Origin of the sequence: Beutenbergia cavernae DSM 12333 (assembly GCF_000023105.1) — a bacterium.
Classification (GTDB): domain Bacteria; phylum Actinomycetota; class Actinomycetes; order Actinomycetales; family Beutenbergiaceae; genus Beutenbergia; species Beutenbergia cavernae.
This window is the reverse complement of record NC_012669.1, coordinates 3694297-3715384: the sequence shown is the minus strand read 5'-3', so window position 1 is coordinate 3715384 and position 21088 is coordinate 3694297. Positions and strand designations below refer to the sequence as shown.

General features: G+C 72.7%; 12 protein-coding genes. 3 read left to right on the top strand and 9 right to left on the bottom strand.

Annotated elements, in window-relative coordinates; all coding sequences use genetic code 11:
• Positions 1–49: 49 nt before the first annotated feature.
• The 8 genes from BCAV_RS16840 to BCAV_RS16805 form a co-directional block, all read right to left on the bottom strand.
• Positions 50–3244 carry a heparinase II/III domain-containing protein gene (locus BCAV_RS16840; protein ID WP_015883824.1) on the bottom strand — a complete coding sequence of 1065 codons (3195 nt, stop codon included), beginning with the start codon at positions 3242–3244 and terminating at the stop codon, positions 50–52.
• Between the two features lie 69 nt (positions 3245–3313).
• The gene (locus tag BCAV_RS16835; protein WP_015883823.1) at positions 3314–5080 is read right to left on the bottom strand and encodes a dipeptide ABC transporter ATP-binding protein; all 1767 of its coding nucleotides are present in this window, start codon (positions 5078–5080) and stop codon (positions 3314–3316) included.
• Positions 5077–5877, bottom strand: a complete 801-nt coding sequence (locus tag BCAV_RS16830) for an ABC transporter permease (protein ID WP_015883822.1) — start codon at positions 5875–5877, stop codon at positions 5077–5079. Before BCAV_RS16830 ends, BCAV_RS16835 begins: the two co-directional genes overlap by 4 nt.
• 16 nt (positions 5878–5893) lie before the next feature.
• Entirely contained in the window at positions 5894–6949 is a 1056-nt protein-coding gene (locus BCAV_RS16825; protein ID WP_015883821.1) for an ABC transporter permease, read from the bottom strand.
• A gap of 2 nt (positions 6950–6951) precedes the next feature.
• Positions 6952–8778, bottom strand: a complete 1827-nt coding sequence (locus BCAV_RS21755; RefSeq protein ID WP_015883820.1) for a peptide ABC transporter substrate-binding protein — start codon at positions 8776–8778, stop codon at positions 6952–6954.
• Between the two features lie 116 nt (positions 8779–8894).
• Complete coding sequence (locus BCAV_RS16815) at positions 8895–10205, bottom strand: hypothetical protein (protein WP_015883819.1); 1311 nt, start codon at positions 10203–10205, stop codon at positions 8895–8897.
• Complete coding sequence (locus BCAV_RS16810) at positions 10202–11986, bottom strand: hypothetical protein (protein ID WP_144016810.1); 1785 nt, start codon at positions 11984–11986, stop codon at positions 10202–10204. Before BCAV_RS16810 ends, BCAV_RS16815 begins: the two co-directional genes overlap by 4 nt.
• Positions 11987–12086: 100 nt before the next feature.
• The gene (locus tag BCAV_RS16805) at positions 12087–13415 is read right to left on the bottom strand and encodes a hypothetical protein (protein ID WP_015883817.1); all 1329 of its coding nucleotides are present in this window, start codon (positions 13413–13415) and stop codon (positions 12087–12089) included.
• Between the two features lie 147 nt (positions 13416–13562).
• Between BCAV_RS16805 and BCAV_RS16800 the strand changes: the two genes are divergently transcribed.
• The 3 genes from BCAV_RS16800 to BCAV_RS16790 all read left to right on the top strand — a co-directional run bounded on the left by BCAV_RS16800 (position 13563) and on the right by BCAV_RS16790 (position 20379).
• Positions 13563–14495, top strand: a complete 933-nt coding sequence (locus BCAV_RS16800; protein ID WP_015883816.1) for a Gfo/Idh/MocA family oxidoreductase — start codon at positions 13563–13565, stop codon at positions 14493–14495.
• Positions 14492–17104 (top strand): NHL repeat-containing protein, encoded by a 2613-nt coding sequence (locus BCAV_RS16795; RefSeq protein ID WP_015883815.1) that lies wholly within the window; start codon positions 14492–14494, stop codon positions 17102–17104. Before BCAV_RS16800 ends, BCAV_RS16795 begins: the two co-directional genes overlap by 4 nt.
• A gap of 80 nt (positions 17105–17184) precedes the next feature.
• Complete coding sequence (locus BCAV_RS16790) at positions 17185–20379, top strand: heparinase II/III domain-containing protein (protein ID WP_015883814.1); 3195 nt, start codon at positions 17185–17187, stop codon at positions 20377–20379.
• 22 nt (positions 20380–20401) lie between these two features.
• Here BCAV_RS16790 and BCAV_RS16785 read toward each other — a convergent pair whose 3' ends face one another.
• Positions 20402–21037, bottom strand: a complete 636-nt coding sequence (locus BCAV_RS16785; protein ID WP_015883813.1) for a TetR/AcrR family transcriptional regulator — start codon at positions 21035–21037, stop codon at positions 20402–20404.
• Positions 21038–21088 lie beyond the last annotated feature (51 nt).

Sequence of the window (21088 nt, the reverse complement as noted above, 5' to 3'; positions counted from 1 at the left end):
ACGCCGCCGCCGCCGTCACCGCCGTCGTCCTCCGCCGGGGAACGCGCGCTCAGCGAACCCAGGCGCCGTCGGCCGGGATCCGCACGCGGCGGCCCGGCTCCACGTCGTACCGGAACCCGGCATCCGGGTCGGCGGCATCGACGTACGAACGCACGAACGTCGTCGGCACGTCGAGCTCGAGCCGGCGGCCCGAGCACCGCGCCGCGGCCACGCGGTACACGGCGTTCCGGGCGCCGTCGTCCTCCACGTACACGTACCGGCCCACGAACGCCTGCACGTCACGATCGTCCCGCGGCCGGTCCAGCTCGACGACGAGCGTGCTCGACGCCGCCAGCTCCGCCGTCCGCTCGACGACGACGCCGTCGGCGCCGCCCCGCGGACGCACCAGGACGCGCCGTCCGTCGCGCACCTCGGCAGCGTCGAACCCGACGGCCCGCTCCGGCCGGCCACGCGAGTTGAACCGCACGAGAGCGAACGCGCCGTCCACGACGATCCGCTCGTCCACCACGAGCCTCCGACCGCCGACAGCGTCGTGCACGAGCCAGTCGACCCGCCCGTCGGCCAGGGTGACGGCGACGGCCGTGACGTCGTCGGCGTCGACAGGTTCGCCGTCGGACAGGCTGACGTTCAGCGCCCGCACCTCCGTGACCACGGGTGCGTCGACATACGGCTCGACCACCGACGTGAACGTGCTCGTCAGGTCCGCTCCCGTGCGCCGCGCCAGCAGGAAGCGCAGCGACTCCGGGTTCCCGGGCTTGTTCCGCGGCGGGATGCCGTCGGCGAGCGCGACCTCCTCGACCGGTGTCAGCATCGTCAGCCGCACGTGGACGTCCGGGTCGACCTCGTGGACGTCGTACGTGTCGGTGACGTCCCAGTCGACCGAGAACGCACCGGACGGCGCCCCACGCTCGACCCGCGTGAGCCAGTCGAACCCGCTCGCCCCTGGCCGCGGGGTCCCGGTCGGGTTCGGCGGCTCGATGTCCGGCCCCGCGTAGGTCCCGGTGGGCTGCGCGACGAGCGAGACACCGCTCGCCGTCGCCGGCCCCTCGGCCGCGTGGAACGAGAACACGTGCTCGCCGCCGCCGCTCACCCGGAACACGTCGAGCACATAGCTGCGCTCCTCGCCCGTGTCCACGAGCACCGAGGTCCGCCGGTAGCGCGACGCCCCCGGGTACACGGCCGGCGCCTCGACGTCGCTGAGGTGCACGCCGTCGCCGCTCCGGAACGCCAGCGGCCGCCCCACCACCTGGGGAGTCTGCGGCGTCGCATCGACGACGACGGTGTTGCTCGCCACGGTGTTGCTCTCCCACTCGCGGCGCCGAGCCTTGTTGTCGGCGAACTCCGGGTAGCCGAGGCCGGGGGCCAGGTCGAGACCGTGGCCGAACAGCCCCAGTGCGAGCGTGTTCCGGTGCCCGTGCATCAGGCTCGTGCCGTAGTACGTGGTGAGCCCGCGGGCATGCGCCCCGGTGCCCGTGCGGTGCGCCGCCAGACCGAACCCGGTGAGGTTCGCCGACTCCAGCGCCAGCGGACCCTCGGCGTCGATCACCGCCTGGATCCGTTCCGTGAGACCGGGGGCGTCGGCACTGAACACGTCGCCCCGCAGCCCGTCGGTCGAGTCGCCGTTCATGCGGTACGCCATCTGGGCGTCCACCGGGTCGTCGTAGCGCTCGAACGCGGTGACGTACTGGGTCGCCAGGCCCAGCAGGTACGGCTTGCCCGTCTGCCCGGAGTCCCCGATCGACGGCGTGTACGCGCCGAGCATCGTCAGCCTCGGGCGTGCCGTGAACATCGCCGCGTACTTCGGGTGCTCGTACAGGTCGGCCGCCGGATACGTGTCGTACCCCGCGAGCACGTCCGCGACCGACTGCAGGTTCCCGATCGGCAGGATGTTGTACCCCGGTGCGCCCTCGCCGTACCAGCCGTCCCGGTCCACCTGGTCGACGAGCGTCGGCCCGATGTTCCCGCCCGTGTTCCGCCACGATCCCGCGCTGCCCGTCAGACCGCCGGCCGCGAACAGGAAGTCGAGCCACTCGACACCCGACGCGGGCTCGTCGAGCACGACGGCCGCCATCGCGAGCGTCGCCTGGTGCATCCCGAAGTTGCCGAAGATCGACGTGTCCTGCACCGCCGGGAAGATCTGCCGCAGGATGCCGTTCTCGATGTTCGCGCGGATGTCGGCCACGCTCGCCTTGGGCGCCAGCCCGTACTCGGTCGAGCGCGCCGACAGGTACTCGACGACCCCCGCGTCGTCCCCCTCGGCGATCGCCGGGTAGAACGCGTCGTAGCACTCGACCAGCGTCCGCGCGAGGCCCGTCTCCCAGATGCAGCCCACGGCCTTGCCGACGCCGCGCAGGCCGTCGGAGTGCAGGTACCCCTCCGCGCGCGGGTACGCCGAGGTGTCCATGGCCGGGTAGAGGTCGGCGAACCGGTCGAGGAGGATGACGCCGAGCCGCGCGTACTGCGCGTCGCCCGTGAGCAGGTACGCGTCCCGCAGCCGCATCAGGCCCTGCCGCAGGCTCGTCATCTTCTGGCCGGCGACGTCAGCCGGCGGGCCGTACCACCCGAACCAGTGCACGTAGTACGCGCAGAACGTCCACTTGGCGCCGTCGTCGTCGATCCAGCCCCAGCCGTCGTCGACACCCCAGGTCGGCCCGCGTTCCGGGTACAGCGTGTTGACGAGGTGCGCCGGGTCGCCGAGCTCGCGCTGGAAGTTCCCGTTCTCGTCGAGCGCGCTCGCGTAGAACGCCGCGAAGTCGTTCGTCGGGAACAGGTAGCCGCTGGACGGGTCCTCGAGCTTCCACGGCCGCGCGTACGGGTCGGCGATCCACGGGTAGTTGCCGAACTCGAAGATCTCCTCACCCGTGACCGGGGAGCCGAGGTCCTGGTTGACGGCGTAGCTGCGCGGCACGCCCTGGCTCGTGACCGAGCGCCACAGCCAGTCGTCGCCGGCGTCGACCAGCGGCTGCGCGCCCGCCACCGCCTCGTCGCGCATCGCCGCCGCCCAGTCGAGCTGGGCGACGTTCGCCCGGGCGGCCGCCACCTTCTCGGGCGTGTAGTACGTCGCGCGGGTCTTCACCGGCGTGGTCGACGGCGCGGCGCCGCCACCCGGCGCGGCCCCGGCCGTGCTCGTGGTGAGGGTCGTCAGTCCGTAGGCGCCGGCGGTCGCCGCGGCCAGCTGGAGCAGGGTCCGGCGGCTGAGCGTCAGGCCGGGCACCTGCTGGGGGAGGGTCGGGTCGTTCGTCACGTGCACTCCTCGTCATCGAACGGCCCGGGACGGCCGGTCGACGAGACCGGCCGACCCCAGGCCTCGTGATCAGGCGAACGCGGCGCTGGTGGCGCCGACCCCTCGGACGGGCAGGATCGCGTCCAGGAGCTGGTGGGTGTACGGGTGCTGCGGGGTGGCGAAGATCGCCCGCCGGTCCCCACGCTCGACGATCGCGCCGTCCTTCATCACGGCGACCTCGTCGGACATCCTCTCCACGACCGCGAGGTTGTGGGAGATGAGCAGATACGCGACGCCGAGCCGCTCCTGGATCTCCGAGAGCAGGTCGAGGATCTGCGCCTGGATGGAGACGTCGAGCGCCGACGTCGGCTCGTCGCACACCAGCACCTCGGGCTCCGGGGCGAGCGCCCGGGCGATCGCGATCCGCTGCTGCTGGCCACCGCTGAACTGCTGCGGGTAGCGCCGAGCGTCGTCCGGCGAGAGGCCGACCAGCCGCAGCAGCTCAGCGGCCCGCTCCGTGCGTTCGGCAGGCGTCCCGATGTCCTGCAGCCGCAGCGACTCCGTGATGTTGGCGCCCGCCGTGTAGTGCGGCAGGAGCGAGCCGTACGGGTTCTGGAACACCATCTGCATCCGCCGCCGCTGCGCGTTCGACGTCTCGTCGTGCAGGTCGTGGCCGTCCAGGAGCACGCGCCCGGAGTCCGGCTCGTACAGGCCCATGACGAGGCGCGCGACGGTCGACTTGCCGCTACCGCTCTCTCCGACGAGGCCGAGGGTGCGCCCGCGCTCGATCGTCAGGCTGACGTCGCGGACGGCGTGGGTGTCCCCGCCGCGGGAGTGGAAGGTCTTGTCGAGGTGCTCCGCGACCACGATCGGCGCGCTCGCGTCGTCGGACGCCGCCGCGGGCGTCACCAGGGACGCCGCCATGGGCGTCGGCGACGGCGCGTCGTCGTCGGACGCCACCTGAGGGGCCGACGCCGTCACGAGGCGCGGGGGAGCGGTGGCCGACCCGTCCGGCGCGCGAGCGACGTCGCCGACCTCGAGCGTCGCGTCGAGGAGCATCTGCGTGTACGGCTCGCGCGGGGCGTCCAGGACCTCGCTGATCGTGCCGCTCTCGACGACCTTGCCCTGGTTCATCACCAGCACGTCGTCGCAGAACCGCCGGGCGACGCCGAGATCGTGGGTCACCATGATCATGCCGGTGCCGCTGTCCTTGATCTCGGCGAGCAGGTCGAGCACCTGCGCCTGGACGGTGACGTCGAGCGCCGTCGTCGGCTCGTCGGCGACGACGAGGCGCGGGCCGGCGATGATGGCCATCGCGATCATCGCGCGCTGCCGCATCCCGCCCGAGAGCTGGAACGGGTACATCCGCGCCCGGCGCTCCGGGTCGGGGATCCCGACGTCGCCGAGCGTGGCGACGGCGCGCTCCCGGGCCTCGGACCGCGAGCACAGCCGGTGCCACGTCAGCGCCTCGGCCAGCTGGCGGCCGACCGGGATCGTCGGGTTGAGGGCCTCCATCGCGTTCTGGAACACCATCCCGACCTCGCGGCCGCGGATCGTGCGCAGGGTCCGGTCCGACGCCCCCACGAGGTCGGTCCCGCCGAACCGCGCCTGGCCGTCGAGGATCCGGCCGGTGCGCGGCAGCAGCCGCAGCAGCGAGCGCACGGTCACGCTCTTGCCGCTGCCGGACTCGCCGACGATCGCGAGAGCGCGACCCTGCCGCAGCGTGAACGTGACGCCGTCGACGGCGATGAACTCGTCGCCGTCGGCCCGGCGGAAGCCGGTCCGCAGCCCCGCGACGTCGAGTAGGGGCGCGTTCTCGTCCAGCCGGATCCGGGCGGTGCGGCTCGCGCGGCTCATGCGCGGGCCTCCGACGTGATGTCGAACGCGTCGCGGACGCCGTCGCCGATCCAGGTGAACGCGAGCAGCGTGACGGCGAACGCGATGGCCGGGGAGATGATCATGTGCGGCGACGACGTCGCGAACCGGACCCCCTCGTTGATCATCGCTCCCCAGGAGGGCATGTCGGCGATCCCGAGCCCCAGGAGGGACAGGCCAGCCTCGGTCGTGATCGCCGCAGGGACGGCGAAGCTCGTGGTCACGAGCAGCGGGCCGAGCGCGTTCGGCAGGATGTAGCGGGTGGCGATCGTCGGCCCCTTCGCGCCCATGCCCTGGGCCGCCTCGACGAAGTCCCGCTTCTTCAGCGTCATCACCTGCGCGCGGACCAGCCGGGCCTGGGTGACCCATCCGGCGATCGCGATCGCCGCCATCACCGACCAGAAGCTGCGGCCGAAGACCGTCACGAGCAGGACGGCGAAGAGGTACGTCGGGAAGGCGTACATGACGTCGGTCGCGGCCATGAGCACGCCGTCCGCCCGGCCGCCGCGGTAGCCGGCGACGACGCCGACGCTCAGCGCGACGGCCACCGAGATCACCTCGGCCACGAACGCCACCAGGAACGCCGTCCGGAAGCCGAACACCAGCCGGGACAGGATGTCCCGGCCCAGCGTGTCGGTCCCGAGCAGGTGGCCCGGGGTGCCGATCGGCGCGAGCTGCTGGCCGTAGTCGGTCGCATCCGGGGGGTACGGGGCGACCAGCGGGGCGAAGATCGCGACGAGCAAGAGCAGCAGGACGACCCAGAGGCTGATGAAGGCCATCCGGTTGCCCCGGAACCTAGCCCAGGCTCTGGACCACGGGCCTGCCGCCTTCACCGCCACCGGCGCCGGCGTCGCCGGCGTTCTTCCTGCTGACACGAGAGCCACGGAGCTTTCGCCCACTTTCTGCGCGCACGCGCGGGTCGAGGAGGCCGTACACGAGGTCGACCACGAGGTTCGTCGCCATGAGGATGATCGCGAAGAAGAGCGTCGTCCCCATGAGGAGCGGCATGTCGCGGCTGGACGCGGCCTGGGTGAACGAGAGCCCGAGCCCGGGGATCCGGAACATCGTCTCGATGAACACCGTGCCGGTCATGAGCGCGGCGAGCATCGGTCCGGTCACCGTGACGAGCGGGATGAGCGAGTTGCGCAGCACGTGCTTGCGGATGACGACGCCGGGCCGCCCGCCCTTCGCGATGGCCGCCGTCACGTACTCCTCGCTCAGGGTGTCGAGCATCGAGGAGCGGACGTATCTGGCGAGCACCGCGAGCGGGCCGATCGCGAGAGCCACCACGGGCAGGATCAGGCTCTGCGGCCCGCTCCACCCCGCCGCCGGGAGCACGTGCAGCGCTCCCGCGAAGATCAGCACGAGGAACACCGCCGTGAGGTAGCTCGGCAGCGCGTGCCCCAGCGTCAGCACGAACATCGAGCCCGTGTCCCACGCCGTGCGCTGCTTGAGCGCCGCGAACACGCCGATCGGGATGGCGATCGCGAGGGCGAGCAGCGTGGCGAGGATCGCGAGCGTCGCCGACACCGGGAACCCCTGGGCGATGATGCTCTCCACCGACTGGGCCGGGTACTTGTACGACGGCCCGAGATCCCAGGTCAGCGCCCCCTTCATGAACACGAGGTACTGCTGCCAGGCGGGGACGTCGTCGCCGTACCGCGTCGCGAACTGCCCGGCGACCTCCTGCGCTGCCGCCCCCGCCATCCCGGTCGAGCCGGAGTTGGCCCGCTGGATGTCCGCGAAGCTGCCCGGTGCGAGCTGCAGCAGCGTGAACGTCAGCGCCGAGATGACGACGAGCGAGAGCACCATGCGCAGCAGGCGCCGACCGACGAACTCCAGGTAACCCATGCTCACTCCGCCGAGTCGTCGACCCAGAGGTCCTTGAAGTAGTACCGGTCTGCCTGCGCGCGGATCTCCAGGCCCTGGACGCGGGGCTGGGCGACGTACACCACGTGGTTCCACGCGACGGGGAGCAGCAGCTCCGTGTCCTCGCGCAGGCTGGCGGCGTCGAAGAAGATCTCCTGCTGCTCGGCCTCGTCGCTCGTCTCGCGGGTCTCGGCGACCCGCTCCGCGAACGCCTGGGCCTCCGGCATGGTGCCCGTGCTGAGGATCTCCTCGATCTGCGCGGTGCGGTCGCCGGGGCTCATGGCCTCGTCGTTCTGGACGGCGAGGAACTGCTCGTAGCTCGCGCCGTCCAGCCCGGCCTGGCGGATCATGTCCGGCGACCAGAGCTGCTCGACCTGGTAGGGCCACGTGCTGATGCCGGAGAACGAGCCGTACCAGAAGCCGACGTAGCCGTCGTCGTGCATCTCGTAGCGGCGTTCGACGTAGACGCCGACCTCGACGACGTCTTTGACGGCCTGGATGCCGAGGTTCGTCTCCCAGGTGTCGATGATCGCGTCGAGCTGCGGGAAGTCAGACCCGGCGAGGATCGTCAGGGTCGGGAAGCCCTCGCCGTCGGGGTAGCCGGCGTCGGCGAGAAGCTGCTGCGCCTCGGCGACGGCGTCCTCGCCCCACATCGCGTCGTGGGCGGCCATGTCCTCGCTCCACCCGGGCACGATCGGCGACGTGAGTGTCGAGGCGGGCGCCGTCATCTCGCTGATCCCGGCGATCTCCTCACGGCCGAGGCCGAGGTTGAGCGCCCGGCGGATGTTCGGGTCCTCGATGATCGGGTTCGAGCTGTGCAGCGGCGCGAGGTAGGCCGTACCGGAGTTCTCGAGCACGTACATCTGCTCGCTGAGCACCGGGTCGGCGAGGAACCGCGTGATCTCGGCGGGCTCGCCGAGGCCCTGGATGTCGACCTCGCCGTTCTCGTACGGGACCGTCGTCGTGATCGAGCCCTGCTCGATGAGCTGGACGTTGATCTCGTCGAGCGCGACGTTCTCCGCGTCCCAGTACTCGGGGTTCTTCTCGAGACGCATGCTCGAGTTGGCGGTCCACGCGGCGAGGTTGTACGGGCCGTTGCCCACCCAGTTCTCCGGCTGCTGCCAATCGCCCTCGCCCTCCACAGCGTCCGGGTTCAGGGGCAGCATCGACGGGTACGTGAGGCCCATGACGAAGCCGGGGTTGGGCGCCGCGAGCGTGAACTCGAGCGTCTGGTCGTCGACGGCCTCGATGCCGACCTCGTCGTAGTCGGTGACGACGCCGGTGTTGTACTCCTCGGCGTTGAGGATGCCGAGCGGCACCTGGTACGACGACGCTCCGGTCGTCACCCCGCTGTCGCCGCGGGCCGGGTCGAGCAGGCGCTGGTACGTCCACTCGAAGTCGGCAGCGGTCAGCGGCTCGCCGTTGGACCACGTGACGCCGTCGCGCAGGTGGAACGTGTACGTGAGGCCGTCCTCGCTCACCTCCCACTCGTCGGCGACGCCGGGCCGCACGTCGGTGCCGTCCGGCGTCTGCAGCACGAGCCCTTCGAGAAGGCCCATCTGCACGAGCCACATGCCGAACGTGATGCTCTGCGGGTCGATGTGGGCGAAGTTCGTCGCCTGGACGGTGATGCTGCCGCCGTCGGCCTCACCGCCCTCGCCGCCGCCACCGCCTCCGCCTCCGGAGTCGCCGAACAGGGAACAGCTCGTGAGTGCCAGCGCTGCGGCCGCGGCGACGGCAGTCGCCTGGACCTTGCGGCGGAGACGGGGAGTGCCGGGCATCGGGGTCTCGCTCTCGGTCGACGGTTCCATGGAGTCCTCCTCGACTCTCGGATCAGATTCGGTCTGTCCGTAAATCTGGTACTGCCCTGACGTTATGGCGTCGGCGGGGGCGGCGTCAACGCTTTCCGTGTGACCTCCGGTTACCTTCAGGTCAACTTCTCGTTGCCGACCGTCGACCCGGCCATGGTGCCCTCGGCCGCGAGGGCGGAGATCTCCGCGAGCACCGCGCGCTCGGCACCCGGGGCCAGCGGCGCCGGGATCGCGAAGTAGACGGGTGCCTCGCACGGCTCGTACCCGCCCTCCTCGAGGTGCCGGGCGGTCACGAGGTACGTCGTCATGCCGTCCGTGTACCCCATCGGGAGGCAGCGGCCACCGCTGACCTCCTTCGCGTGCAGCCCGAACCTGCTGACCGGCTCGCCCGACATGCCGAGCAGCGCCAGGTCGGGCGTCAGCCGCAGCTTCACGAGCTCGAGCACGGGATCACGCCGGTACCGATCGGGATCCTGCGCCATGATCCGCGCCCACTCGCCCTGCACGTCGCCGCGGGCTGTCATCCGCTCGACGAGCGGGAGCGGGAGGCGGTCCTGCAGGGGGAGCGGCAGCGAGCGGCGCGTGACGGCGACGGCGGCGTGCCCGGCCGACGTCGCCCGTGGCAGCGCGCGGGCGGCCAGGTGGGCCAGCTCCGCGGCGATCGCCTCGACGTCGTCCTGCCCGCCGTTGGCGAACGTCCCGTCCGCGGCGTAGCGGGCGGGGTTGACGTCGCCGCAGCAGCCCTGCAGGTACATCGCGAACGGCGTCGTCTCCCGCTCGAGCACGTCGGCGAGCGTCCCCGCCAGGTCGGACGTGACGGCGTTGCCGTGGTGCACCACCGGGTGGCACGCGAAATGTGCGAGCAGGGCCGCCGTCGCGCCCGAGGCGTCGACGAACCGCACGAGCGTGAGGTCCCGGTCGATGGGCGAGCGGGGCACCTCGCCGGCGGTCCGCGCCCACCGCCGGTCGACCGAGGCCTCCGTCGGGGTGCGCACCGTCTCGACCGACACCGGGACCTCACCGTCGAGCGCACGTCCGATGCTCGCGAGGGTGCGTTCGACGAGGTGGTCCAGGTAGGCGTCGTCCGGCGGGCCGAGCGACGGGGTCATGAGCCGCGACGTCTGCGGCCCCGAGTGGTTGTGGGTGGCGTGGAGCACGAGCGACGTCGGCGGAAGCCCGAACCGCTCCGCGAAGGCCGCGCGGAGCGGCGCGACGACGTCGTCGGCCCACCACAGCAGGTCGGCGCTCACGAGGACGACGGCGGGGCGTCCGCCGGCCCGCAGCGCGAGCGACCGGACGTGCAGCGGGGCGAGGACCACGCTGGCCGGGCCGAGCCCCGCGCGGGACGCGTAGCCCGCGAGCGGCACCGGCGCCGTCGGCGTGATGTCCGTCCGGTCCGTCCCGATCCGCAGGTCGGCGGCGGTCACCTCGTGAGCGACCACGTGGTGGCGCCCGCCGGGAGGTCGACGGCCAGCTCGGTGAACGTCCGGCCGTGGCGCACCGCCTGCGTGAGCGTGTGGTCGGGACCGGTCACCCGCACGCCGGCCGGGAGCAGGATCGCCGCGCCCGTCACCGGCGTCTGCGCCTCGACGCGCAGCGTCCATCCCTCGTCCGTCGCCGTGACGTCGAGGCGCACACCACGGCGGGTCCGCTCCCACGTGTTGATGCGCTCCGCCGTCCACCACTGCATGCCGCGGCTGCGGGCCTCGTCCGCCAGCTCGACGCACGCGGCGCGGGTCATCGGCCGGATGTTGAGGTGCGGGCCGTGGAACAGGAAGTGGGCGACGCCGTGCTGCGCCTGCGCGCCGTCCAGGATCACGTCGCGGATCGACGCGTGCCCAGCCCAGGCCAGGTCCTGGGTGTGCAGCGGGAGGTTGAGCACGTCGTGGAACGTGCGCCCCGCGCCGGCCTCCGCCAGGGGGAAGGACACGTGCGCCGTCCCGAACGGGAACCCGACCGTGCCCTGCTTGCTCGGCCCGCGGGACTCGTCGATCTCGATCCCGAGCCGCTCGCACCAGGTGTAGAACTCCGTCCAGCCCTCCCAGCGCGTGTAGTGGTTCTTGTTGGAGACGATGCGCTCGCGGCCCGTCACCGCCTGCGCCCAGGCGTACTGCGCGCGGATCTGGGGCCATCCCCATGAGGCGAGGTCGGCGTCGTGCATCGCGTTGTAGTGCAGCGCGTGCTCGTGCCCGGCGGCGGTGATCGCCTCGTAGATCTCGGGCCCGTAGCCGCCGGGGAAGACCTGACACCACGTGACCTGGACGCCGGCGTCGGCGAACGCGTCGAGCGCGGCCTGGCCGTCCTCCGGCTTGTTCCCGTCGGAGTCGTGCGACATGTGGGCGATCGCCGAGATCCCCTCCGGCCAGTACCCGAGCCACGGCACGAGCACGCCGGTCTCCTCGGCGGCCCACCACACCGACTGCAGCAGCAGGGAGCGCCACCAGTCGGCGTGCGGCTGGTCGAACATCGGCACCGCCGACGGCGGCGGGTAGGTGTGCGTGTAGTCGTCGGGCACCGGGCCCTCACCGGGCGGCAGGGCGCGGTCGGTCTCGAGGTCGAGAGCCATCCCGTCCTCGGCCTTGAGGATGTCGTCGTCGATCGGCGCGGTGCCGTCCGAGGCGGGGACGCCGTCGGCGACGACGGCGAAGCCCTGCTGGATGCGCACGATCGACTGGAGGACGTCGGCGCCGAACGTGACGACGACGCCGTCGCCGTGGCGCCGCGCCGTGATCGCGGCGCTGCCGTCCGGCCACGAGGCGAGCGTGGTGGTGCCCTCGGCCGGGGTCAGGGCGAGGCCGCCGACGGCGCGCAGCGGCCGCGGCGGCACGTGCGTCCAGACGTCGGTGCCGTCGCCGTGCACGGTGACCTGCGCCGTCGACGACGCCGCGCCGGTCGTGACGCCGGCGAGCGCCGAGAGCGGGCCGGGCTCGGCGGTGACGACGAGCGCGCCGCCCTGTTCGACCCAGGCGGCGAGCGTCTCGGCGTCGGCCGGCGTGACGGGCGACGTGACGAGCACGACGCCCGACGGGGCGTCGCCGGCGTCGGAGCCGGCGTGGGAGATCCCGGCGTGCGCGAGGACCTCCGTCGCGTACTCCGCCCACTCCTGTGCCGGACCGGGCGGCGGCTGGGCCGCCCAGATCGTCACTGTCGGCCCGACGGCGGAGGGCGAGGTGGGTGCGGCTTCGGCGTGTTGGTGTGCGGTGGTCACTGGCTCAGCCTGCCGGAGCGAGCGGCATAAGTACAGGGCTGAATAACAGTTCTGGACGATGCGTAATCACGGACGCGGTGGTCGCGAAGGGCAGGCGGGCTCACCCCGTCAGGCGCTCGTCCAGCAGCTGGTAGCGCACCGGCGGGCGCCCGACCTTCTGCACGCGGGCCGGCGGCATCGGCCACGCGAGGCCGGCGTCCACGAGCGAGCGCAGGGTCCGGCGCGCGGTCCGGAGCGTGACGCCCTGCAGCTGGGAGACGCGCTCGGCGTCGACCACGCGGCCCTCGTCGCCCTGGCCGTCGAGGAGCGTGATGATCTCGCGGAGCGTGTCGTTCTGCCGGTCCGCGACGGGCGCGGGCTCCGGCGCCTCGCCGTCGTGCGATGCCGGCAGGGCGATCGGGCTGCCCTGCGGGCCGACGAGGTAGGCGAGGTCACCGCCGGACTCGACGGCGAGGTTGACGGCCGACTGGGCGTTCTCCTCCGCCTCGAGCGTGGTGCGGCCGAGCCCGATGCCGACCTCGGCGTCGATCCCCAGCGCGTCGCGGACGGACGCGAGGAACGGGGCGCGCGTGAGGTCGTCGGTCCCGGAGCGCAGCGACCCCATGGTCGTGATGACGAGGTAGCTGTGCTCGTCGCGCTGGAGCACCGCCGCGTCCATCCGGCGGGCGTCGTGCAGGAGCGCGCGGTGCAGCGAGAGCTTGAGCTCCTGGTACCAGTAGTTGCTCGAGCTCGTGCGGTGGGGCAGCGCCGAGGCGGGCAGGCGGGCGATGACGATCGCGATGCGCGAGTCCTCGAGTCGGGCGCCGCTGCCCAGCAGCCGGGCCGTCCGCAGGGCGTTGCGCAGGCTGATCGCGGCCGGCGCCATCGTGAGGCTCGGGATCTCGGCGTCGGCCAGCGCCGCCGCCACGGAGGGCACGGTGGTGATCGCGCCGCTCGTCCGGCCGGCGTGGAAGAGGTCGCGGTGGAACGCGAGGAACTGCTCCGGGGCGACCGACTCGTGGTACTCCATGACGTGCACGTGGCGCATGTCGACCCCGAGCTCCGCGTACGTCTCCCGGACGTCGCGCTCGAGCGCGGAGTCGATGCTCACCCGCGCCGGGTCCACCGTGCCGCTCAGCGACCCGCGCAGCAGCGCCGTCGGCAGGGCGACGCCGCCCGTCGGCACGAACGTCGCGGGGACGGGCAGCGGCCCGCCGGACATCGCGACGTCGTACGGGAGCGGCCCGGCGAAGAGCAGCACGTCGACGTCGCCGACGATGCGCATCGCCTTCTCGCGCGCGTCGGACTCCCGCTCGTACACGGCCGTGAGGAGGCGGTGCGGGGTCCGCGTCTCCTCGCGGGCCACGGCGGCGATCCGATGGACGAACTTGTCCGCGCCGATCACCCCGATGGTCACGTCCTCGGGCGCAGGACCGTGGAGTGCGGCCATCATCAACCTCGCTTCCCGTCCGGACGAGGTGAGCGTAGCGGCGGCAGACGGCGCAGGGGCGCTGGTCCTGTGCGCCGGGCGTTTCCGTGGCTGAATTTCGGGCACGCCCTATTGTGAATCACGACAGGCCTTCATAGGGTCGACGCCATGCGCATCGGCGTCGTCGACCTCGACACCTCCCACCCGTCCTCCTTCCACCCGCTGCTCCTCGCCCGCGGGCACGACGTCGTCGCCGTCGTCGGCGGCGACACCGTGGCGACCCCCGAGTACACGGCCCAGTACGCGAGCGAGCGCGGCATCGAGCGTGTGGAGGACGACCCGGCGGCCCTCGTGGGCGACGTCGACGTCGCCTTCGTGCACTCGGTCGACTGGGACGACCACGTCGAGCGGATCCGGCCGTTCGTCCAGGCCGGCGTCGGCGTCCACGTGTGCAAGCCGTTCGCCGGCCGGGTCGCCGACATCCGGCAGCTCGAGGCCTGGGCCGCCGACGGCGCCCGCATCGCCGGCGGGTCGGCCCTGCGCTGGTCGGCCACGGCGCGGGCGGGTGCGGCGCTCGCGCCGCGGACGGTCTTCGCCGTCACGTACGGGCACCTGCTCGACTACGGCATCCACGCGTACTCGCTCGTGCACGGGATGGTCGGGCCGGGCATCGAGGCCGTCCGCGCGCTGGACGGCGCGGGCCGGCGAGCCGAGCTGCGGTGGGCCGACGGGCGGACCGCCGTCGTCGTCGTCGAGGAGCCGGGCGGCGGGTACGGCTTCTACGCCACCGTCGTCGGCGAGGGCGGCGTCAGCCAGCTGGACGCGTCCAAGGACGACCTCTACGGGGCGTTCCTCGACGTCACGTGCGCGTACCTCGACGGCGAGGCGGAGCTCGGCCTGACGTTCTCGGAGCTCGTGGAGCCCGAGCTGGCGATCCTCGCGGCCCGCGCGTCGGCGGCGCACGACGGTGCCTGGATCGGCCTGCACGGCGACGACGAGCGGCTGGCGGCCGGCGACGTCGACGGCGGCGAGTTCGCGCCGGGTTACGCGGCCACACGGCGGGCGGCGCTCGGGATCGAGACCGAGGGCGCCGTCCGATGAACGCGGGAGCGCGGACGCACCGCGCGCGCACGCTGCGGCTGCTCGCGGGGTCGTTCGCGCTCACGGCCCTCGCCGCGACGACGGCGTTCGTCCCCGCGGTCGCCGGTCCGCCGGACGGCGAGGTCCTGCACGAGGGCGACGTCCTGGTCGAGAACCACAGCTTCGAGTCCGGCCTGGACGCGTGGCGCGTCACCGACGGGCGCGGCGGCGACGCCGACGCCGGGTGCGGTGACGCGGTGACCACGTCGGACGAGCAGGCCGCCGACGGCGCCGCGAGCGCCGTCGTCTCGGCGACGCCGGGATGTGGGCGCCTCGGCCTGCTCAGCTCCCCGGTCGACGTCGTGGCGGGGGAGACCTACAGCGCGTTCGTCGACGTCCGGTCCGGCACGCAGGCGCAGGTCGCGCTGCGGTGGCTGTCCGACGACGGCGACGTCGTCGCGTCCGTCCAGCCGCGCCCGGCGCGCCACGAGGGCGTGGTCGAGGTGCAGGGCGAGGCACCGGACGACGCCGCGGCGCTCGCCGTCGAGGTCGCCGTGTGGCCCGGGCGGCCCGGGACCGAGACCGTCGTCGACAACGTCCTGCTCACCGCGCCGTACACGCTGCTGCCGAACCAGGTGACGAAGCCGGCGACGTTCCTGGCCGCGCAGGCGGGCGTCGACGAGAACGGCCGGGCGGTGACGTTCACCGTGGCCACGGGCTCGGCGGCGGAGCCCGCCCAGCTCGTCGTGAGCGACATCCTCACCGGCGAGGTCACGCGGACGGTGCCGCTGCCGGGCGCGACGGGGTCGTGGACGGTGTCCCAGCACCCGACGAGCGGCCTCGTCTACATCGGCACGTACCAGAGCGCCGCGCTGTGGTCGTGGGAGCCCGGCAGCGAGTCCGCCACGCGCATCGGCACGCCGCCGGTGCCGCACCTCGGGATGGTCTACGGCCTGAGCTTCGGCGCGGACGGGACGGTCTACGGCGGCGGCTGGGGCGAGCCGACCGCGGGCTACGAGGGTGCGGTGCTCTGGTCGTACGACGAGAGCGCGGGTTTCCTCGGCGTGCACGGCGACGACCCGCTGACCACCGACGCCAACTACACGCGGTGGACGGCGTACGAGGAGACGACCGACGCCGTCTTCACCGGTACCGGGACCGTGCCGCACCTGTACGGCTGCGACACCGGCGCCGACGCCGAGTGCGTGGACCTCACGCAGCTGCTGAGCCCGGAGATCCTGGCCGAGCCGTGGGTCTACGGCGGCACGGCGAGCGACGGCCACGTCATGGTCTGGGCGGGCGACAGCAACAGCCTCGGCAACGACTGGCTCGTGGTGCTCGACGTGACCCGCGACGCCGCCGGGGCGCTCCAGGCGGAGGTGAGCGCCGAGATCCCCGGCGTCGTCTTCAACGGGTCCAGTCGCGTGGTCGACGGGAAGATCTACTACACCAAGGCCGGCGACCCGGAGTCGGCGCTGCACTCCTACGAGCTCGCCACGGGCCAGGAGGAGCGGATCGCCGCGGCGCCGACGGGCATCTTCTCCCGGTCGTGGGAGGTCGTGGAGCTCGACGACCCCGCCTGGCCGGGCGTCACGATCGTCGGGCAGAACTCGGGGGCGGTGCTCGCGATGTACAACCTCGAGACCGGAAACTTCCGGCGGGGCGCCGTCACGGGCATCCCCGACGTCTCCATCGGGATCAACTCCGTGGTGGGGGCGCCCGACGGGCGGATCTGGACGTCGGGCTACCTCACCGGCGGGCTGGGCACCTACTCCCCGATGCGGGGGGACCGCCAGACCTCGTACGCCGTCGGCGGCCAGGCCGAGGGCATGCTCGCGCACGACGGGCTGGTGTACCAGGGCATCTACCCGTACGGCCAGATCCGCGCGTTCGACCCGCTCACCCAGGACGGGTCGTCCCAGCCGCCCACGGTGTGCGAGATCGGCGAGGAGCAGAACCGGCCGTACGCCCTGCACGGGGTCGGCGACCGGCTCTACTACGGCTCCGAGGCGACGTACGGCGCGCACCAGGGCGCGTTCGGCTGGGTCGACCTCGCCACCGGCGAGTGCCACACGTCGCGCGGGATCGCCGGGGACCGCTCCGTCAACACGATCACGTCGAGCGCGGGCCTCGTGTTCGGCGGCACATCGATCTTCTTCTCCTACGACGGCACGCCGACCGAGACGGAGGCCGTGCTGCTCGTGGTCGACGAGGCCACCGGCTCCTCCGAGCTCGTCGAGTGGCCGGTCGCGGGCACCCGCTCGATCAACGCGGCGGTGACCGCCCCGGACGGGACCGTCTGGTTCTACGCCGAGGGGTGGCTCCTCGCGATGGACCCGCACACGCGCGAGTGGCTCGTGCAGGAGGAGGTGTTCCCCGACCTCAAGCCGGGCGACCGCATCCCGGGCAACTACGCGTCGATGATCCTCGGCGGCGACGGCGTCGTGTACGGCAACGCCGCCGGGCGGGTGTTCGCGTTCGATCCCGCCGCCGCCCTCACCGACGGACCGGACGTCCGGGTGCTCCTCACGGGGGCCAACGCGGGGATCGCCGCGGACGGTTACGGCAACCTCTACGTCCCCTACGCCTCGACCCGACTGGTGCGCATCGATCCCAGCGCCGTCGGCTGACACCGGGGACACGACGACGCGCCGGGCCGCGCTCGGCATCGACCCCTGACGCCTCCCCCCCGATCACGGAGATGAGTCCGATGCCCGGTACACCCGCCCCTCGGGGCCTCGCCCGTCGCACCTTCCTCGGGCTCGGCGCGACGACCGCCGGAGTCGCGATGGTCGGCGTCGAACCCTGGCTCCCGGGGCACCGGCCGGCGTTCGCCGCGGACGGCAAGACCGGGCCGACCTACTTCACCCCGGACAAGGTGGCGAACGCCCGGGCGAACGTCGCGCGCTTCGACTGGGCGGCGGCCCTGCGCGACGCCGCGGTCACGGCCGCCGATCCCTACCTGGCCGTGCCGGACGACCAGCTGTGGTCGATGGTCCCGGCGCAGACCGTGGGCCGGAGCCTCGGCGTGCTCATCCGCTACCAGGCCAGGCTCCTGGGGAGCCCGGGTCCCGAGGGCCCGGAGATCAACAGGTTCGGCAACTACCCCTGGCTGATCGACCAGTTCGCCGAGCCCTGGAAGATCACGAGCCCGGTGACGGGCGAGCGTTACCCGAGCAACGACTTCGCCTCGTTCTACGCCGCCGGGATCGACGAGCACGGCGAGTTCGACCCGGAGCTCGCCCGCGAGAACGGGTCGCAGTACCTCGTCAACGAGCTGTACCCGGAGCGCGGTGAGGGTTGGGGCGTCGACGACGGCTCCGGCTGGCAGGACCCGGACGGGAACGTCTGGACGTTCATCGCCTACTACTGCCACTGGGGGCTGTGGTACCGCACCGGGGCGACGACGTACGGGCTCTTCCAGCACGCGCTGCAGTCCCTGCGCGACGCGTACCTCTACACCGGCGACGCGCGCTACGCCCACAAGGGCCTCGTCCTCCTGGACCGGATCGCCGACGTGTGGCCGGCCATGGACGTCACCGCCTTCCCGTGGGAGGAGGGCTTCGACAACGGCGACCCCGCGATCCACACCGCCCAGGGCAAGACGGTGAACGACATCTGGGAGACCGGCGTCGCCAACTACCTCATCCAGGCGTACGACGCGTTCTGGCCCGCGATCGACACGGACCCCGAGCTGCTGGCCTTCGTCGCGGCCAAGACCGCAGAGTTCGGGATCCCGACGCCGAAGTCGACGCCGGCCGAGCTGCGGGCCCACATCGAGGACCACGTGCTGCGGCTGGTCCTGCCCGCCGTGCAGAACTCGCAGATCCGGGGCAACACGGGGATGCACCACGCGACACTGGCCCTCGCCGCCGTCGTCCTCGACCGAGCCGGTGAGAGCGACGCGATGCTCGACTTCTGCTTCCAGCCCGGGGGTCTGGAGGAGGTCGAGGACCCGGACGCGCCGTACGGGCGCCGCTGCGTGGTGACCGGAGGCGATCTCGCTCGGCTGCTGGTCGAGGAGGTGGACAGGGACGGCTGGGGCAACGAGGCGGCGCCCGGCTACAACGTGCTGTGGCTGAACTCGTTGCTCCCGATGGCTGACGCGGTGGACGGCTACCAGCGCTATCCCGACTACGACCTGTTCGGCCACCTCAAGTTCCAGCGGATGTTCGGGGCGAACCCGCCGATCACGATGCTCTCGCGCTACACACCGAGCATCGGGGACAGCGGGAAGGCCGGCAGCCCGGGCGTGGTCGCCAATCTCGCCACCACCACCACGGGGTTCCTCAAGACGGGCGACCCGCTCCAGGCGCAGCTGATCCACCTCCTCGCCCAGGGCGACCTGAGCGGCGTCCACGGCTCGGTGTTCGACGCCGAGCCGGAGGCTGTGCAGGCGGAGGTCGCCCAGGTGGTGGCCGAGCACGGGCCCTTCGACCCGGCGACCGTCCACCAGGCCGGCTACGGGTTCTCCGGCCTGCGCAGCGGATCGGGGGACGCCCGGAGCGCTGTCTGGATGTACTACGGCCGGTCCCAGGGGCACGGGCACCTCGACTGCCTCAACCTCGGCGTGTTCGGGGCGGGGATGGACCTGGCGCCCGACCTCGGCTACCCGGAGGTCACCGGCACCGATCCCGAGCGTCTGAACTGGACGGCCGCCACCGTCTCGCACAACACGGTCGTCGTGGACGCCGCGTCCCAGGCGCCCCAGTGGGTGGGGGTCCCGACGCTGCTGGACGCGGGGTCGGTGGTCTCGGCGGCGGAGGTGGAGGCGGCCCACTGCTACCCGCACGTCTCGCGCTATCGCCGGACGACGGCGCTGGTCACGATCGACGACGACGCCGCCTACGCCGTCGACGTGTTCCGCGTGCGGGGCGGCCGCTCGCACGTGTTCAGCTTCCACGGCGGCCCCGGGGAGGCGAGCGCCGACGGTCTCGCCCTCGTGGCGCAGGACGGCGGCTCGTACGCCGGCCCGGACGTCCCGTTCCAGGACCCGGACTACAACAGCGCGGCGCGCAGCGGCTTCAACTACCTCACCAGGGTGGAGCGCGACCAGGCGCCGCCGGCCACCTGGAGCGTGGACTGGGCCGTCCGGGACCAGTGGGACGTGCACGCGAGCGACCCGGACGCGCACCTGCGGCTCACGATGCTCACCGAGTCCCACGAGGTGGCGCTGGCCGACGGGATCCCCCCGCGCAACAAGCCCGGCAACCCCGAGTCGCTGCGGTACACCCTGGTGCGCCGCGACGGTGAGGACGACCTCGAGAGCACGTTCACCAGCGTCCTCGAGCCGTGCGTCGGCGCCTCGCGGCTGCGCTCGGTGCGGCGCGCCTCGCTCGGCGGTGGGTCCGACCCGTCGAGCGTCAGCGCGGTGCGGGTCGAGCTGGAGGACGGTCGCGTCGACTACGTCGTCAGCTCGCTGGACGACGACGTCGAGCACGTCATCGACGACCGCATCCGGTTCCGCGGCCGGCTCGGCGTCATCAGGATCGCGCCGGACGGCACGGTCGAGCTCCGCCACCTGCACGGTGCGCGGATCCTCGAGCTGCTCGACGAGCACCGCCCGACGGCGCTCGCCGAGGTCCGCGGCGTGGTGGCGACGTTCACGCAGGGCCTCGAGCCGGAGAACGAGGTCGTGCTGGAGATCGAGCCGATCCGCGGCGGGGTGGGCCGCACCCTCCGCCGCCTGACGGGTGCGTGGGTCCACATCGACACGGACGGGGAACGCAACGGGAGCTACCGCATCGAGAGCGCCCGGCTCGCCGGGCGGGACCGGCTCCGGTTGTCGCTCGGCGCGCAGACCCTGGTCCGCGGGCTCGCCGATCCCGACGACGCGGACGGCGGCTACGTCTACGACCTCGTGGTCGGTGCGCCTGCTCGGGTCCCGCTCACCTGGGAGAGCTGAGCGTCGCGAGCCAGGCGACGGCTCAGGCGGGTTCGTGCTGCTCGTGCTGCTCGTGCTCGCTGTACTCGCGCAGGAGTGCGTCGCCGTCGCTCGCGATGCCGCGGAGCGTCGCCGTGACCACGACCTCCAGCTGGTCCGGCTCCATCGGCTCACCACCGAGCAGGAGCCGGTAGAACACGAGTGACGTGAGGGCGTCCACGGCGAGGGGCAGATCGACGTCGTCCCTCAGGTCCCCCCGCCGCAGCGCGGCGAACAACGTCCGGTGCACGGCGCGCCGCGGCGGCTCGAGCACGACCTCCTCCAGCTGCTCGTGCGCCGCGGGATCGCCGGCGCCCTCCGCGATGAGCTGCGCGAGGGTCCCGGGGCCGAGGCGGCAGAACGCCTCCGTCACCAGCACGAGGCACTCGTGGAGGTCGCAGAGCGTGCAGCCGGAGTCCGGCGCCGAGACCCGGCCGAGCCGGTCTCCGAGCACCGCGAGCGCGAGATGACGCCGGTTCGGCCAGCGGCGGTAGACGGCCGCCTTGCTCACCTGGGCGCGGCGCGCGACCTCCTCGATCGCGAGGCCGCCGTAGCCCTCCCGGTCCAGGAGACCGGCCGCGGCCTCGAGGACCGCCTCGTCGATGTGCGCGTCGCGAGGACGCCCTCGCCCCGTGACCATGCCGCCTCCCGTCGATAAAATAGATCCGAGTCGTACCGTATCGGAAATGGG